Below are 15651 nucleotides of genomic sequence, written 5' to 3' on the forward strand. Positions count from 1 at the left end.
TGGTGCTGCCTTCCTCATCCTGAGGCGTGAGGCGATAGCCGAGCCTTGAAGGATGCACCTTCTCGTTTCATTTGCCCGAACCGGCGATCTGGTCGCCGTCGCGGGTCAGGTAATAGGCGGCAAGGATCGGCAGCAGCGTCACCAGCACCACGACCATGGCGACGACATTGGTGACCGGGCGCTGGCGCGGGCGGATCAGTTCCTCCAGCATCCAGATCGGCAGCGTCTGCTGCTGGCCGGCGGTGAAGGTGGTGACGATGACCTCGTCAAAGGACAGCGCGAAGGCAAGCATGCCGCCGGCAAGAAGCGCCGTCGCGATATTGGGCAGCACGACATGGCGAAAGGTCTGGAAACCGTCCGCGCCGAGATCCATCGACGCCTCGATCATCGAACCGGAAGTGCGCCGGAAGCGGGCGACGGCGTTGTTGTAGACCACGACAACGCAGAAGGTGGCGTGGCCGAGCACGATCGTCCAGAACGAGAACGGGATCTCGGCCAGCGAAAAGGCCGAGCGCAACGCGATGCCGGTGATGATGCCGGGCAGCGCGATCGGCAGGATGACCAGCAGCGAAATCGTTTCGCGACCGAAGAATTTGGTACGGCTGACGGCGGCGGAGCAGAGCGTGCCGAGCACCAGCGCGATCAGCGTCGAAATGCTGGCCACCCGCACCGACAGCGACAGCGCCTGCCATACGTCAGGCCGGTTCCAGGTAACGGCGAACCATTGCGTCGTCAGGCCGGGCGGCGGCCACGCAAAACTCTTTTCCTCGGTGGTGAAGGCATAGACGAAGATCAGCAGGATCGGCAGGTGCAGGAACGAAAGCCCGCAACCGGCGGCGATTTTCAGGCCAAGCGGCGTGCGTTGAGAACGGTCAGAGCGCATCGAAGGCCCCCAAGCGCTTGGCGCCCCACAGATAGAAACCCATGATGACGATGGGCACCACGGTGAAGGCGGCGGCGAGCGGAATGTTGCCGGCGGTGCCCTGCTGGGCATAGACCGCCTGACCGATGAACAGGCGCGACGTGCCGATGATCTGCGGGATGATGTAGTCACCGAGCGTCAGCGAGAAGGTGAAGATGGAGCCGGCGACGATGCCGGGCAACGCAAGGGGAAACAAAACGTTGCGGAAGGTCTGGCCGGGCGATGCGCCGAGGTCGGAAGATGCCTCTACCAGATTGCGGGGTACGCGCTCCAGTGCCGCCTGCATCGGCAGGATCATGAAGGGCAGCCAGACATAGACGAAGACGATGAAGGTGCCGGTGAAGGACACCGACAGCGAGTTTCCGCCGACGATGGGCAGCGACAGCCAGGCGTCGAGCACCCACAGAACATGCAGCTTTGCCAGCACCCAGGTCAAAATGCCTTCCTTGGCGAGGATGAGCTTCCAGGCGTAGATTTTCACCAGATAGCTCGACCACAGCGGCAGCATGACGCCAAGATAGAACAATACCTTCCAGCGGCCTTGCGCATAGCGTGCCGCGTAGTAGGCGATGGGGAACGCGACCACGATCGAAGCAAGGGTGACGCAGGCAGCCATCGTCACCGTGCGCAAAATGATGTCGAGATTGGCTGGCCGGAACAGGTCGCCATAGGTCTTCAGCGTGAACTGGTAGTTGATGAGGCCGGAAAACTCGTCGATGGAAAAAAAGCTTTGCGCCAGGAGTGCAATGAGCGACCCGATATAGACGATGCCCAGCCACAGCACCGGCGGCAACAGCATCAGCATCAGCAAAAATTTCGGCCTGCGCCAGAAAAGGTCAGACAGAGCGCCGCGCATGCCACCGCTGCCGGGCAGAACGGCGGACGCGGCGTTTGGGGGGATGGTGGCGGCGGTCATGACGCCTCATCCATCAGGTGCAAATGCTCGCGGTTGAAAGTGAGCATCACCGCCTCGCCCGCTTCCGGCAAGGCGGCGCCGGCGGGCACCGTGGCGTGCAGTTGCAACCCTTCGACATCGAGCAGAAGCTTGGTGGTGGCGCCGAGATAGTTGGTGGAAATGAGACGCGCGGGCACGCCGTCGCCCGTTGACGTGCGGGCAATGCGGATGGATTCCGGCCTGAGGCTGCCCCAGCGATGCTGGCCCGACCAGCGCTTGACGAAATCCGGTGGCAGGACGTTGGACGAGCCGACGAAATCGGCGACGAAGCGCGTCGCCGGGCGTTGATAAATGTCTTCCGGAGAGCCGACCTGCATGATTTTGCCGTCGTTGAAGACGGCGACGCGGTCGGCCATGGACAGCGCCTCGCCCTGGTCGTGGGTGACGAAGACGAAAGTGATGCCGAGCGCCTTTTGCAGCGCCTTCAGCTCCTCCTGCATGTTTTCCCGCAGCTTGAGATCAAGCGCGCCGAGCGGTTCGTCCAGCAGCAGCACCTTGGGCTGGTTGACCAGGGCACGGGCGAGCGCCACGCGCTGGCGCTGACCACCGGAAAGCTGGCCGGGGCGGCGCGCACCGTAGCCGGGAAGCTGGACAAGCGCCAAGGTGTCCTCGGCCGCCTTGTGACGCTCCGCCTTGCCGACACCCTTGACCATCAGCCCGTAGGCGACGTTGTCGAGCACGCTCAGATGCGGAAACAGGGCGTAATCCTGAAACACTGTGTTGACGTTGCGCCGGTAAGGCGGGACGCCTTCGGCACGCTCGCCGAAGATCGAGATCGAGCCGGCGGTCGGCTGCTCGAAGCCGGCGATCAGGCGCAGGCAGGTGGTCTTGCCGGAGCCAGACGGCCCGAGCATGGCGAAGAACTCGCCGGGCGCGACGTCGAGGTCGACCGCATCGACGGCGCGCACGCTGCCGAAATGGCGAGAGACTTGTCGGAAGGATACGGCTGCGGTCATGGGTTCAGTTTTCTACCGATTCAACGCTGTAGGATTTGATGCAGCGAACACTCCTATCCGCCTCGCTTCGCAGAGCGAGGAAGCGCTGCCGCAATGCCGAGCTTCCCCAGCTTGGGTTCCTCGCCCCTTTAGGGGGAGAGGTGCCGAGCAAAGCGAGGCGGAGAGGGGGATGCAGGACGTAGAGTCCTGTATCCCATCGCCCTAGGCCTCAGCGGCCGCCGATAACGCCGATGTAATCGGACACCCAGCGGTAATAAGGCACGCACTGGTTGTCCTGGCTGGCGCATTGGGTCACCGGCGTCTTCCAGAACTTGATCTTCTCAAAATCCTCGAAGCCGTTGGTCTTGCAGCCTTCGTCGGTCAAAAGCTCGTTGCCCTTACAGGCGGCGGGGACGGCGGGGTTGGAGCCGAACCAGGCGGCGAGGTCACCCTGCAGCTTGGACGACAGCGAATGCTCCATCCACATGTAGGCGCAGTTCGGATGGGCGGCATCGACATGCATCATGGTGGTGTCGGCCCAGCCGGTCGCCCCTTCTTCAGGGATAGTGGAAGCGACGGGCTGCTTCTCGCTGGCCAAGAGGTTGACCTGGAACGGCCACGAGCCGGAGGCGACGACGCCCTCGTTCTTGAAGTCGTCAACCTGGATCATGGCGTCGTGCCAGTAGCGGCCGACCAGCGTGCGCTGCACGCGCAACAAGTCGAGGGCCGCCTTGTACTGGTCTTCGTTCAGCTCATAGGGGTCCTTGATGCCGAGTTCCGGCTTGTGGGCCATCAGATAGTTGGCGGCGTCGGCGATATGGATGGCGCCGTCATAGGCCTGGACGCGGCCCTTGTTGGGCTTGCCGTCCGGGAAATCCATCGGCTCGAACACGACGTTCCAGCTTTTCGGCGCTTCCTTGAAGACGTTGGTGTTGTACATCAAAACGTTCGGCCCCCACTGATAGGGCACACCGTAATGGACGTCGTTGACGGTGAACCACGGCGCATTCTGCAGCCGCTCGTCGACCGTTTTCCAGCTTGGAATGAGATCAGTGTTGATCGGCTGCACGCGCTTGCCGGCAACCATGCGCAGCGAGGAATCGCCCGAAGCGGTGACGAGGTCGAAGCCGCCCTCGTTCATCAGCGCGACCATCTCGTCGGAAGTCGCCGCCGTCTTGACCGTCACCATGCAGCCGGTCTTCTTTTCGAAATCGGTGACCCAGTCATAGGCCTTGTCGCTCTCGCCGCGCTCGACATAGCCCGGCCACGCGACGATGCTGACCGCGCCCTCGCCCTTGCCCAGTTCCTTGAGCATTTCCTGCGCGGTGGCCTGCCCGGCGAAGGTCAGCGCGATGGTAAATGCCGTACACGACTTCAGGAATGAATTCATTGGTCGATCCTCCCATGTGGACGGCCGCTCTCCCGTTGCCGCCCGATGCGTGCGACAAGGTGTCGTGAAATCGCCGCATTCGCAAATTCATTTATCAGAACGTCGCTATCGGTTTTACCGATACCAAGAAGCCTCAGATGCGCTGCCGAACCGTGCGCTGCGATTGCGCGATGCCGATGAAATCGCGCGCCGCCTGCGGCAGACCGGAACCTCGCCGCCACACCATGCCCACCTGCACCACCGGCAAGGAGCCGGACATGTCGCGGCTCTCGATGCGGTCGCCTTCTAGCGACCACGGCCGGTAGACGAGGTCCGGCAGCAACGCCAGCCCGGCTCCCGTCGCCACCAGGCTGCGCACGGCTTCCACCGAGCGGGTGCGAAAGGCGACGTTGGGTTTGGCGCCGATTGCCGCCAGCAGTTTGCCTGTGCTTTCCTCGATTTCGTCCAGGGTCAGCATGATCAGCGGCTCGCCTGCAAGGTCGCCGATGCCGATGATCTCGGTCGAGGTCAGCCGGTGACCGAGCGGCAACCACAACCGGTAGGCCGAGACTTCGAGGATTTCGGATTGCAGCGCCATGCGGTCGCGCAAATTGGTGGTGACCATCACCGCGATGTCCAACTTGCCGCCGATCAGCAAATGTTCGAGGTAATCGCCATTGTCCTCGATGGCCGAAACCTCGACGCCGGGATAGGCTCGGCGGTAGCGCGCCAGGAGGTCGGACAGGACGTAACCGGCGACGAGAGATGTCACGCCGAGGTGCAACTTGCCGCCAGCGGCCACCTGCTCGTCGGAAAAGGCGCGCCGCGCATCCGAGACATCCGCCAGGATTTTCGTCGCGTGGCGCAGGAACTGGTGGCCCTTGTGGGTGATGTTCAGGCCGCGCGAATGGCGCTCGAACAGTTCGACGCCTAGGTCGTACTCCAGTTCCTTGATCGCTTCGGTCACCGACGATTGCGAGATGGAAAGGTTCTGGGCAGCGCCCGATACCGTGCCCTGCTCGGCCACCGCGACGAAAAACTGCAACTGCCGGATCGAAAACGCCATACCGGCACTTAACCACGGATCGGGGGGCGCGCGAAAGCAGCGGGCGGTGGCGGCCTGAACCGCGCGGCAAAGCTTTCCTCACGCCAATGCGTGCCTAATGCCGTGCCCACCAGCAGCAGGCAGAAACCGAGAGCCAGCGGCGAATAGAACGCCTCTTCCTGCAGCACCGCATTGGTGGAAATGGTGACGATGCCGACGAAGGCGAACATGAATTCGGGGTTGCCTGTTTTCAAAAGCAGTTTTCGCGCGGTGTTGGCAAGGGCGGCCAGAAAACCGAAGAACACGACGCTGCCGACGCCCATCTGGTAGAGCATCACGCCCACAGCACTTTCGACCGGGACGGCGGCGACACCGGCCGCCTGCGCACGATCCCAGTCGAGATTGAAGCTGGTGCTTGACAGATTGCCGCCTATGCCCAGCCCCTGCCCGAGCGGATTGCCAAGGAAACCCCGCACGCCGGCGACAAGGCCAAGCACGTGATAGTCGCCATGAGTAATGCCGTAGCCGATCGCCGCGGCGATCCAGGTTCCGGCAGCAACCAGGACGCCGAGCAGGGTCAGCCTCAGGCCCAGCGGGCGCTGCGCGAAGCGTACGAAAAACGCCAGCGCAACCATGAACATCGCACCCTTTGAGCCGATGACCAGCAACAGCGGCAGGGCGGCAAGCGGCAGGAGCCAGCGCCCCTTGAACAACAGCCAGACCGAAAGCACGCCGAGCGCATAAGCATAGGAGATCGGGTGGAAATTTGGCCCGCCGATGCGAAAGACCGGCGGAAACAAATCCGCAAACAACGGCGTGTTGAAAAAGGTGGTGGTCATCACGTCTTGCAGGCCGCGCAGCACGAAGCCTGTTTGCTGCATGGTTTTTTCCCAGTACCCCGTGTCGATCTGGCGATGCATTCCGCGCACGATATAGAGGTCGCCGTTGAACAGACCCAGGAAGTCCATCGTAAACGTAAGCTCGCAATAGCCATAGACGATGATGCCCGCGCCCAGCCAAAACAGGGTTTTGCGCAGATCGATCCGGTAGAGGCTCGCCGCCACCAGCCCGATGTGAAAACAGGCTAGCGGCGTGATGGTGTTGCGGAAATAGATGATGGAATCCTTCGGCGCGCCACGCACCGCGCCCAGCAGCATGTAGAAGACAATGAGGCCGGCCAGCGCCATTCCCCACAACAACCAGGGCCGCGCCTGCGTGACAGCGCGCAGGCGCACCTGGAACGAGGCGGCCAGGAACGCGCCATAGGCTGTCATCAGCACCACGAAATTGGCGCCGCGTAGCGCATCGAAGGCATTGTTGTCTGGTATGTAGGGCGTGAACCAGGCAACGATCATATTCTGGAACAGGAAGGCGCAGGCAATGGCGGTGGGCACGCTGGCAGGAAGGGCGGTGGAAACCAGCAGGGTCAGCACGAAGGCGGCGGCGGCGCCGAAGATCGTCGATACAGCGAAGCTAGATACAGACCCGCCAATGAGCAGCAGCGCCGCGACGATATGCAAGGCCGCTTCCGCGCCCGGTTGCGGCCGGCTTCGCGCCGGGTTTGCGCCAAGGGATGCGGCTGGCGACGCCACTGCTAGGCTCCCGTCAAGGCTTCGATCATCGAAAGATCGAAGCCTTCCGTACTCGTGCGGTTCTTGATGAAGCCGAAGCCCTGGTCCAGTTCCCAATAGGCCCAGCCGACGCCGTTCGCCTCGGCTGCCTGTCGCACCGCCCGCACCCAGGTCGAGCGGCTCGCCGGATCGACGCAGAAATCGAGAACGCCGAATTCATCGACAATTGCCGGGCAGCGGTTCTTGGCCGACCATTGACCGAGCGTGGCGAAATCGGCGGCGATGCTCGCGGTCGTCCACGGGTGGGAAAATTGCTCCTTCAGGAAGGCGGTAGCGGCCTCGTCGCCGGACTGGCCAAGCTTGTCGAAGAGCGCCTGGACCTGCGGCGTATCCACGGTGGCCGGAAACGGCAGATTGGCGAGACGGCCAAGCGGCGAGGCGTCCCAATTCTCGCATTGATGGGTAAAGCCCATCGGCGTGTAGTAATGCACCGCAACGACGGCGTTGTCGTCGGCAAGCCTTGGCGTATCGGCCAGTTCCCATATGCCCTGATACGGAGCCGTCCCCCAGACGATGGTGTGGCGGGGACATCTGGCGCGAACGGTTTGCGCAAGCCGGTCGCGCAGGCGCAGCCATGAAGCCGGCTCCATCGGCGGTTCGTTCAACAGTTCCGCATAGACCTTGCCGGCCGGCGTATCCGCCAGCATCGGCGCAAGCGCTTCCCACGCCTCGACCGCCTGCTGTTCGCCTTCGGGTGAACCGCTGCGCAATGCGGATGCGAACTTGTCGGCCGGATGCAGGTCGACAAGCACCGAAAAGCCCAAGGCGGTCATTTGCGAAACGGCGCTGGCGATCCGCCCGAGCATGATCGCGCGCGCCGAAATTCCCGACAACAGGAGATCGGCGGCGACCGGCAGGCGGACAGTCTCAAAGCCCAGCTTTTGAAGCTTTTCGAGTGTCTCCTTGGCCGGAGCCGCACCCTCCTCGCGATCGACCCAGCCGGGTAGATTGAAGCCGCGAGTCGGCGCGACGGGTTCGACGTCTTGCGAGGCGAAGGCCGGCAAGGATTGCGCGGCAAGGACCGCGGCCAATCCGCTGCCTAGCTGGCGGCGCGTTATCGCCGATGGCAAAGTCGTTTGCTGCCGCTCGCCACCGGACACAGCCCGTCACCCCTGCGCGGCGACGGTTTTCCGGCGCGGGCTTCCGTTGGCGGCGACGGGTCGAGCTTGCGCGCCGGCCATCGCTGGACGATCGCGGACCTGCTCGATCACCAGTGTCGCCGTTCGGGCGATATTTGTAGGAGCAAGCCTTTGCTGCAACCACGCCGCGCCGCTGCCACGCTGGGCAGGCGTGAACGCAAAAATCGCCATATCGGCGCCGGCCGCCAGGGCCGGGTTATAAAGCGGATCGGCCATCGGACGACCGACGACCAGCGCGAAATCGAAGGCGCCCCGCTGCTCGGCCAGTATGCCGGAGACGGCGCTTGAATTGTCCATCGGGCCGTTCTTGCCCATGACGGTGGCGTCCACCAGTATTGTCGGCAGGCCGCTGGCCGGGTCGATCATCGGCCTTCTGCTGCGCAAAGCCGGCAACTGGCGCGCCTGTCCGGCAATCTCGATGACAAGCACCCGCTCCTTTATGTGCTGAAGCCCGATGCCGATCAGCGCGGCGGCAAGGTTGCGCTCGCTGCCCTTTTGGATCGAAGAGAAAAACAGCACGTAGGGTTTCGGGTGCTCGTTCAGGCGATTGGTGATTTGAACCAGCACTTGCTGCATGGAAAGCAGGAACGGCGTGCTGTCGAACTGCCGCACCTTGAGCGCAATGGCATGAACGCCGCCTCGAGCTGTCCCGTCCGGCGTCGCTGGCACCGCATAGACGCCCAAATCGACAAGGCCTGGCGCCCTGGCGACGGCAGGGCGCCTTCCGGATTTCGGCGAACCGCCCGGATTTGTGTTATCCGGCAACTTGTGGGCGCGCGCGAGCAGGCCTTTCGAGCCCGCTTTCACCGGCCCCAGCATCAGCGCAAGCGCGCAACCGATGATCAGCCCCAGAACCCCGCTTACCGCCAGCAGCAGCTTGGGCTTCGGCCAGGTCGGCTGCAAGGGCGGCACCGCTTCGCTGATCTCGCGCACCTGCGAAATCTGCATGCCCTGCATATGAAGCGTTTCCTGTGAGCGCTTCAGGAAATCGTCGAGCACGGCGCGCGCCGCGTCCGCGTTGCGCTGCAGTTGGCGCAACTGCACCTGCGCGAGATTGGATTCGTTGGAATTGCCGCGCAGGCCATTGAGCTTGGCCCGCAACTGGCTGACATTCTTGGCAGCGATGTCGCGGCTGGCCTTCAGTTCCTGGGTGATGCGCTGGGCTTCCCTGACCATCAGGCTGTGCATCTTGGCGAGTTCAGCCGAAAGCCGGGCGATCGTGGGATGCTTCGGGCCAAGGTCGGCCTGGGCGCTGGCAAGGCTGGCGGCGCGATCGTTATAATCCTGCCTCAGCTTTTCCGCGGTGGTGGAACTCAGGATCGCGGAAAGCCTGCTCAAGCCCTCAGGCGAGGTTCCGGCGGCCACCGCTTGGTCGTAGCGGCTTTGTGCCTGATCGGCCTGATCCTGCGCGGCGACAAGCTGCGAACTGAACTGGTCGATCTGCGATTGCAGCGTGCCGCCGGCATTGGCGTCGAAGATATTGTTCTCGAACTTGAAATCCTGGATCGCGCGCTCGGCGTTGCTAACGGCGGTCTGCAGGCCGCCGATCTTGTCGGTCAGCATCGTATTGGCTTCGCTATTTGCCGTTTCCTTTTCGCCGGAACGGCTGGCCTTGTAGCGAGCGACGATAGCCTTGACGAGGCGCGCCGCCTTTTCAGGATCTTCCGATTTGAAGCTGATATCGATGACGTAGGTCAGCCCTTCGCGATCGACGGAAACATTGCCGCGGAAGCGCTGGAAAATCGCATCCCGGTCCAGAGGACGGCTCGCCCGAAACAACGAAAACAGGCCGCCGCCCGAAAATTCCGGGTCGTTTTGCAGGCCCTCGGAGTCGAACACGGAGTTGAGCAGGTCGGTCGAGTTGATGACGGCAACCTGACTGGCGATTGCCGCGCTGTCCGCGCCGATGCCCGGCAACACATTGTCGAAACTGGTCGCGCGCGAATCGCGCGGGTCGACGAGGATCGAAGCGGTAGCCGTGTAGACCGGCTTGGTGACGGCAAGATAAAGCACGGCAACCATGACGACAGCGCCGACGGCAACCAGAATCAGGATACGGCGATCCCACAGGGTCTTCAGCACAGCGCCGATATCGAACAAGGGCGGAAGATCGCGATCGTCTGCGATGGCTGGGCTCATCGAGCATGGTTCCTTTCGAGGGCGCGCGCGCCTGATCTTGGGAATACACCATGCTCAATCAACGTTAGCAGTGGGTTAAGGTTATCGGAATTTTAATGTCGGCCTCAATCGTGCCGGCAGCGGCGCAGCCCTATATGGATGCTGTCACGGTCGAGATCTGGGGGCAGTATACAGGTGCTAACCATGGTCGCGGTTCCTTGTGGCGCAAGCCGGCGTGTTTGGACTATGGGTGGGCGCGTTCATCCCGTGGCAGGCCACAGGCGACGCAGCGGCGATGCCGTCGACAGGACGCGCGCATGTATTTTTCCAGAGCCTCCGGCACCGGACCGATGAAAGACCGAGAAACCTCTCCCCTGCCGGCCGCCGATACCAACGGCACAGGCCGCATGTCGATTGCGGTGCTGGCCCGAAGCGGCGCGATTGCGGGTGCCATCAAGCTTAGCAGCGCCGGCCTGTCCTTCCTGATGTTCGTCATCATCGCAACGATCACCGACGCGCGCCAGTTCGGCCTCTACAGCACGACCTATGCGGGCGCGAGCCTCGTCTCGTTCTTTGCCAGTGTCGGCCAGCAAAGCACGGTCCTGCGGTTCTGGCCGCAATATGCCGAAGCCAACGACCTGTCTTCCGCCCATGGTCTGATGCACCGCGCCATTTTCGTTGCCCTGGCCGGCGTCATCGTATCCAGCCTGTTGGTGCTTGCGGTCGGCTTCGCGCCCTATGTCGGCAGTGGCACGCCCGAATGGCTGCCGCTATGCGCATCGGCGGCCCTGCTTTCGCTGGCGCTTGCCTGGTCGGAGTTCGCTTCCGGCGCCTTCCGGGCGAAAGGCGCGCTTATTTCGGGCCTGCTGCCCAGGGACGTGATCTGGCGCGCAGCGACCATCGCAGCCGTCGGTTTGCTATGGTATCTCGACGTGGGGCTGACTGCGGTTTCCGCGACGCTGATAACGGCCGTCCTGCTCATCCTGGTGGTGCTGCCGCAAACGGCGGTGCTGCTGCGCGACACGCTGGGGGCAGAGCGGCAGCCGCTTTCACAGGCGCAGAAATCCGAATTCACCAGCGTGACGCTCGGTCTATGGGGCGTAACCTCGCTGCCGCCGGCGCTGGGGCAAGTCAGCACGCTTCTGGTCGCGGCGATCCTCGGTCCGGAAATCGCCGGCGCGGTGTTCGTCGCCGACCGCACCACCCGGCTGGCCGCGTTGGCGCTGAGCGGCATCAACCAGGCGCTTGCGCCCGAAATATCCAGCGCCTTTTATGGCGGCGACAAGGCGCACGTCCAACGCACAACCAGCTTGACGGCATTGGCCAGCAGCGCCGTCGCAATCGCCACCGTTGCCGTGTTCTTCGTCTTCGGGGCGCAACTCCTCGGCATCTTCGATCATGCCTATGCCACGCCGACCATGCACACCGTGCTTATTGTCTTCGGCATCGGGGTAACGGTGGTGGCGTCCTGTGGGCCGCTGGAACTGTTGATGCAGTTGACGGGCTTGCAGAATTCGCTGCTCAAGCTTTTGATCGTGGTCAATGTGGTGGGCCTGGCCGTAACTGCCGCGATGACCTATCTGTTCGGCCCGGTCGGGTCGGCAGTGGGCATAACCGGCACCGTCATCACCTGGAACATCATCGGCGTTTCGATCTCATGGCGCGCCATCGGCATCAACCCGTCGATCATGGGACTGTTTGCCGGACGCCGCCCTTCAGGAATCGATCCCGCCAGCCAGACCGCCGCATGAAGATCGTTCAGGTTCAGACCCAGGCGGAAGCAGGCGGAGCGCAACGCGTTTCGGACATGATCGGCGAAGGGCTGCGGGCGCGCGGTCACGACGTGCGCACCGTGTTCATGTACCGCAAGACCGACATATACGACCGTGACGCCCACGCCGATTTCGTGCTGAAGGATCGGCCGCGCGGGCTTTCCGGCGAGGCCATGGCGGCATTCGGGCTGATACGCTACCTGCGAAGGGCGCGCCCGGACGCCGTCATTTCCTACCAGCACTACGGCAACATCTTCGGCACGCTGGGCGCGCGCCTTGCCGGTGTTCGCCATATTGTCGCCAACCAGAGCGGCGCGCCGCAATCGAGCGGCGTGATGGGCATGCTCAGCCGGATCGACAAGGCAATGGGCACCGTCGGCGCCTATCAATGGAACGTCGTCAATTCCGGCTGGACCGAGGCGCAATTCGCGGCCTATCCGGCAGCCTACCGGCGGCGCATACGGCGCATCGACCATGGCGTGGCGAGCCCGGACCGGCCCTACGCCAAAATGGCCGCGCGCGTACGGTTCGGACTACCCGGCGATGCCTTCATCGCGATAAGCACCGGGCGCCTGAGCGAACAGAAGAACCATCGCGCGCTGGTAGCAGCGCTTGGCCAACTGCCATCGCTGCATGTCGCCATCGCCGGGGCCGGACCTGAACGCGAGGCGCTCCTGTCGCTGGCCGCCAAACAAGGCACGACGGCGCGCCTGCATCTCGTCGGCGAAATATTGCCCACGCAAATCTTCGAATTCCTGGCGACGGGCGATGCCTATGTCTTCCCGTCGGTCAACGAAACGTTCGGCCTGGCTGCGGTCGAAGCCGCGATGGCCGGCTTGCCGATTATCGCCAACGGGCTTCCCGTGCTGCGCGAGGTCCTGACGGCCGACGACGGCGAACCGGCTGCCTTGTTTGTCGATGCGACCGAGGCCAAAAATATCGCCTCGGCACTTGCCCGCGTCATGGATGAGCCCGGCCTTGCCGAAAGACTTTCAGTGACGGGGCGTGGTCTTGGCGACCGCTATTCCCCGATGACGATGTGCGTCGGCTACGAGAACCTGCTTCTCGGTTCTTGATTATTTCCGCACGGCGGCGATGCCGTCGATGACTTCCAGACGGCCGGCGCGGTTGAGCGTGTGGATTTGCGGATAGGGCCAATCGCCGGTTTCCGAGATCGCGGCCGGCGCGGAAAGCCGGACATTTTCGTCGTTCAGTTCAAGAAGCTCGACCAGGCCAAGACCACCGCCATAGCCAAGCGTGCCATCCTGCACCGGCAGCAGAAGCTTGCCGTCCGTGCGAATGAACGCGCCGCCGGGCCGCGCCGTGCGGCGGTCGATGAGGATCGGGTTCAACCGGTGCGGCGTCCACGGCCCGACAGGCTTGGGCGCCTGAAAGACGACCAGCGTATCGGAGGTGCTGCCATGGCCGTCGCGTTGTGTAGCGAAAAGCCACCAGCGCCCCTGGTGCTCCAGCAGGGTGGCGTCCGAAATCTCACCCTCGAGCAGCGTGGAATGGGCTTCCCAGCGTCGCGGAAATTCCGCCGCGCGGTAAAGCGTCAGCCCGCCGCCGGCGCTCCCCTCCGGCAGCATCCAGACCTCGCCTTCCCAGTGGAAGACCTGCGGATAGGAAAGATGAAAAGGCTCCTCCAGCACGGGGTCGGGAGTTTGCGCAACGCCGCCGGCATCGAATTCCGCGACCGAGATCACCGCCTTTTTAGTGGCGTGCGGGTAGTCTTCGACGAAAATATAGGGCTTTCCCTGCCATTCGAAAGCGAACGGATCGGCATAGAAACGATCACCCCGATCGGCAATCCGCGCCCATCCGGTTCCCAACGCGCCGGTTTGGGCGATGCCGGGGCCGTCGATAAAGCGGTAGCCGACGCGCCAATGCGCGTGGCGGTAGCGGCTTCGCCGCAGGGCTTCGCGGCCAAGGCGCGGCAAGGCCTTGCAGGCGTAAGCCGACATGAAGCGCAGATCGCCTGCCGCGCCGAGGATGCGCGGGCGAGCCTTGCCGGCATCGGCACTCCAGCCACCATCGAAGCGCTTGACCATAGCCAGAACCAGCGTCACGGCGCGGGCAAGCACGTCGTCGGAGCCGAGCGCGGTGGACTCGCGCTTGTCCAGCATCGGAAATGCTCTGCCGACCACGCGGTCAGCGTCCAGCACGGCTTCGATTTCCGGCAAGCGGCCATTGGCAATGGCGACGACCATGGCAGCGTCCGAACAGGCTCCGTCAAACGCCAGCCGGAGCGTCGGTATGGAACCGTTAGGTGCTGCGCCCGACAGGTCTACGCGCAGGTTCGGTGCAGTAGCCGATGACATTTCGGAAATTTCCGGCAGGATGGAAGCCAATCCCGGTTCGTGCCTGCGAAAGAGGCGTCGTTCGAAGCGCAACGCAGCCTTCATCGACGGTGGCCATTGGCCGGCACCGGACTGGTGTACGACCGACACGCCATGCCCATCCGTTCGCAACCGTTCGATCACGATGCGGTGCCACAGCCTCGGTCCAGGGTGCGGAACGATTACCTCAATTGCCGTCACTGTTATTTCCCCTCACCGCCCTCCAGACTAGGGCGAATTTAGTAACAAACCATTGATACGTATAGGACAAGGGGTAAGAGGTCGGTTGGGAGACCATCTCACTTGAGAAGCGCCGGGTAGATCATGTTCGAAGTAGCCGTTGAAAATTCATTCGATTTCCAGTCTTCGGAATATCGAAAATTGTTCGATGAATCAGAGGCTTCTGCCTTTCAGCACCCGCACTGGCTTTCATCGCTCTACGCAAAGCTGATGGAGCCGAATTCGGCTGCCCCGTTGGTCATCGTCGTCCGCATTCAGGCCGACAAGCGTCTGGCGCTGGTGCTGCCGCTCGTGCGGCGGCGCTACGCAGGGCTGCGGGTCATCGAGTTCGCGGATTTGCGCGTGTCGGATTACGCCTCGCCCGTGGCCGATGCCAGGACATTCGACGCGATTGTCGCCGATACTGCCAGCGTCGCGGCCATCCAGCGCCTGCTGAAACCCTACGACCTGCTGCGGATCGGCAAACTGGCCGACCGCTCGCTCCGCCTGGAAAAGCTGCTCGGCATCGACGCGCGCGAAGACATGGGCATGAGTGCCTACGCCTCGAAGCTCGAAGCATCGTTTCCCGAATGGCGGGAAAAACGGATAACGCAGTCCTACGGCAAGGAAATCGCCAAGAAATCCCGGCAGTTGCATCGTCGCGGCGAGGTCCGGTTCGAATGCGTCACCGACCCGGATGCCATGGCGACAGCGTTTCAGGCGATGCGTGTCTATCGCGGAGAGCGGTTCAAGTACCGCGACGGCACCGGCGACCTGCTGCAATTGCCGCCCTATTACGATTTCTACACGGCAATCGCCATGGCGGGACGCGACGGCTCGGCGCGTACCTATGCGATGTGGCTCGATGAAAAGCCTATCGCCGTTGCGCTTGGCCTCGCGCACCGCAACTCGCTGCTCGTCATCCTTGGCGGTTTCGATTTCGACTTCAAGAACATGTCGATCGGAAGCCTGATGTTCGAGCAGGTGGCCCGCGACTGTATCGAGCGGGGTGAGAGCTTCCTCGATTTCACCATCGGCGACGAACCCTACAAGCTCACTTTCGGCTCGGAACCATCGGCCATGTGGCAGATTTCCCGCCACGGCAGCCTGCTCGGCTACGCCGCGGGCCTGGCGGTAGAGAAGTTGCCTGCGGTCAAGAAGCTTGCGCGCCGCATCTTCAACCGCGCCCCGTCGGCGGACTGAGCGG

The 15651-nt window shown here is 63.1% G+C and carries 12 protein-coding genes; 3 read left to right on the forward strand and 9 right to left on the reverse strand.

The genetic code is table 11. The annotated features are described in order from the left end of the window. Positions 1–67: 67 nt before the first annotated feature. The 8 genes from ACX3P1_RS14310 to ACX3P1_RS14345 all read right to left on the reverse strand — a co-directional run bounded on the left by ACX3P1_RS14310 (position 68) and on the right by ACX3P1_RS14345 (position 10135). Entirely contained in the window at positions 68–883 is an 816-nt protein-coding gene (locus ACX3P1_RS14310; RefSeq protein WP_459080257.1) for an ABC transporter permease, read from the reverse strand. Beyond that, positions 873–1838 (reverse strand): ABC transporter permease, encoded by a 966-nt coding sequence (locus tag ACX3P1_RS14315; RefSeq protein WP_459080258.1) that lies wholly within the window; start codon positions 1836–1838, stop codon positions 873–875. The genes ACX3P1_RS14310 and ACX3P1_RS14315 overlap by 11 nt, the downstream gene beginning before the upstream one ends. Further along, on the reverse strand, positions 1835–2833 hold the full coding sequence (locus ACX3P1_RS14320) for an ABC transporter ATP-binding protein (RefSeq protein WP_459080259.1): 999 nt from the start codon (positions 2831–2833) through the stop codon (positions 1835–1837). The genes ACX3P1_RS14315 and ACX3P1_RS14320 overlap by 4 nt, the downstream gene beginning before the upstream one ends. A gap of 208 nt (positions 2834–3041) precedes the next feature. Then, positions 3042–4202 (reverse strand): ABC transporter substrate-binding protein, encoded by a 1161-nt coding sequence (locus tag ACX3P1_RS14325; protein ID WP_459080260.1) that lies wholly within the window; start codon positions 4200–4202, stop codon positions 3042–3044. A gap of 133 nt (positions 4203–4335) precedes the next feature. Beyond that, positions 4336–5247 (reverse strand): LysR family transcriptional regulator, encoded by a 912-nt coding sequence (locus ACX3P1_RS14330; RefSeq protein ID WP_459080261.1) that lies wholly within the window; start codon positions 5245–5247, stop codon positions 4336–4338. An 8-nt stretch (positions 5248–5255) separates the two neighbouring features. Further along, positions 5256–6818, reverse strand: coding sequence for a hypothetical protein (locus ACX3P1_RS14335; protein ID WP_459080262.1), 1563 nt, complete (start codon positions 6816–6818; stop codon positions 5256–5258). 2 nt (positions 6819–6820) lie between these two features. Beyond that, on the reverse strand, positions 6821–7888 hold the full coding sequence (locus ACX3P1_RS14340; RefSeq protein WP_459080263.1) for a glycoside hydrolase family 5 protein: 1068 nt from the start codon (positions 7886–7888) through the stop codon (positions 6821–6823). A gap of 75 nt (positions 7889–7963) precedes the next feature. Beyond that, complete coding sequence (locus tag ACX3P1_RS14345; RefSeq protein ID WP_459080264.1) at positions 7964–10135, reverse strand: GumC family protein; 2172 nt, start codon at positions 10133–10135, stop codon at positions 7964–7966. A 296-nt stretch (positions 10136–10431) separates the two neighbouring features. On the opposite strand from ACX3P1_RS14345, the gene ACX3P1_RS14350 reads away from it, so the two are divergent. Next, positions 10432–11865: a lipopolysaccharide biosynthesis protein gene (locus ACX3P1_RS14350; protein ID WP_459080265.1), complete on the forward strand. Its 1434-nt coding sequence runs from the start codon at positions 10432–10434 to the stop codon at positions 11863–11865. After that, positions 11862–12962, forward strand: coding sequence for a glycosyltransferase family 4 protein (locus ACX3P1_RS14355; RefSeq protein WP_459080266.1), 1101 nt, complete (start codon positions 11862–11864; stop codon positions 12960–12962). The genes ACX3P1_RS14350 and ACX3P1_RS14355 overlap by 4 nt, the downstream gene beginning before the upstream one ends. Here ACX3P1_RS14355 and ACX3P1_RS14360 read toward each other — a convergent pair whose 3' ends face one another. Next, complete coding sequence (locus ACX3P1_RS14360) at positions 12963–14426, reverse strand: glucosamine inositolphosphorylceramide transferase family protein (RefSeq protein WP_459080267.1); 1464 nt, start codon at positions 14424–14426, stop codon at positions 12963–12965. Between the two features lie 180 nt (positions 14427–14606). Between ACX3P1_RS14360 and ACX3P1_RS14365 the strand changes: the two genes are divergently transcribed. Further along, complete coding sequence (locus ACX3P1_RS14365) at positions 14607–15647, forward strand: GNAT family N-acetyltransferase (protein ID WP_459080268.1); 1041 nt, start codon at positions 14607–14609, stop codon at positions 15645–15647. The last annotated feature ends 4 nt before the right edge of the window (positions 15648–15651 follow it).

It is taken from the genome of Mesorhizobium sp. A623 (assembly GCF_054489405.1).

Bases quoted from the DNA above. Each gene is read 5' to 3' on its own strand.
- ACX3P1_RS14330 (WP_459080261.1), bottom strand. From the start codon at position 5,247: ATGGCGTTTTCGATCCGGCAGTTGCAGTTTTTCGTCGCGGTGGCCGAG.
- ACX3P1_RS14315 (WP_459080258.1), bottom strand. From the start codon at position 1,838: ATGACCGCCGCCACCATCCCCCCAAACGCCGCGTCCGCCGTTCTGCCC.
- ACX3P1_RS14325 (WP_459080260.1), bottom strand. From the start codon at position 4,202: ATGAATTCATTCCTGAAGTCGTGTACGGCATTTACCATCGCGCTGACC.
- ACX3P1_RS14320 (WP_459080259.1), bottom strand. From the start codon at position 2,833: ATGACCGCAGCCGTATCCTTCCGACAAGTCTCTCGCCATTTCGGCAGC.
- ACX3P1_RS14350 (WP_459080265.1), top strand. From the start codon at position 10,432: ATGTATTTTTCCAGAGCCTCCGGCACCGGACCGATGAAAGACCGAGAA.
- ACX3P1_RS14345 (WP_459080264.1), bottom strand. From the start codon at position 10,135: ATGAGCCCAGCCATCGCAGACGATCGCGATCTTCCGCCCTTGTTCGAT.
- ACX3P1_RS14310 (WP_459080257.1), bottom strand. From the start codon at position 883: ATGCGCTCTGACCGTTCTCAACGCACGCCGCTTGGCCTGAAAATCGCC.
- ACX3P1_RS14355 (WP_459080266.1), top strand. From the start codon at position 11,862: ATGAAGATCGTTCAGGTTCAGACCCAGGCGGAAGCAGGCGGAGCGCAA.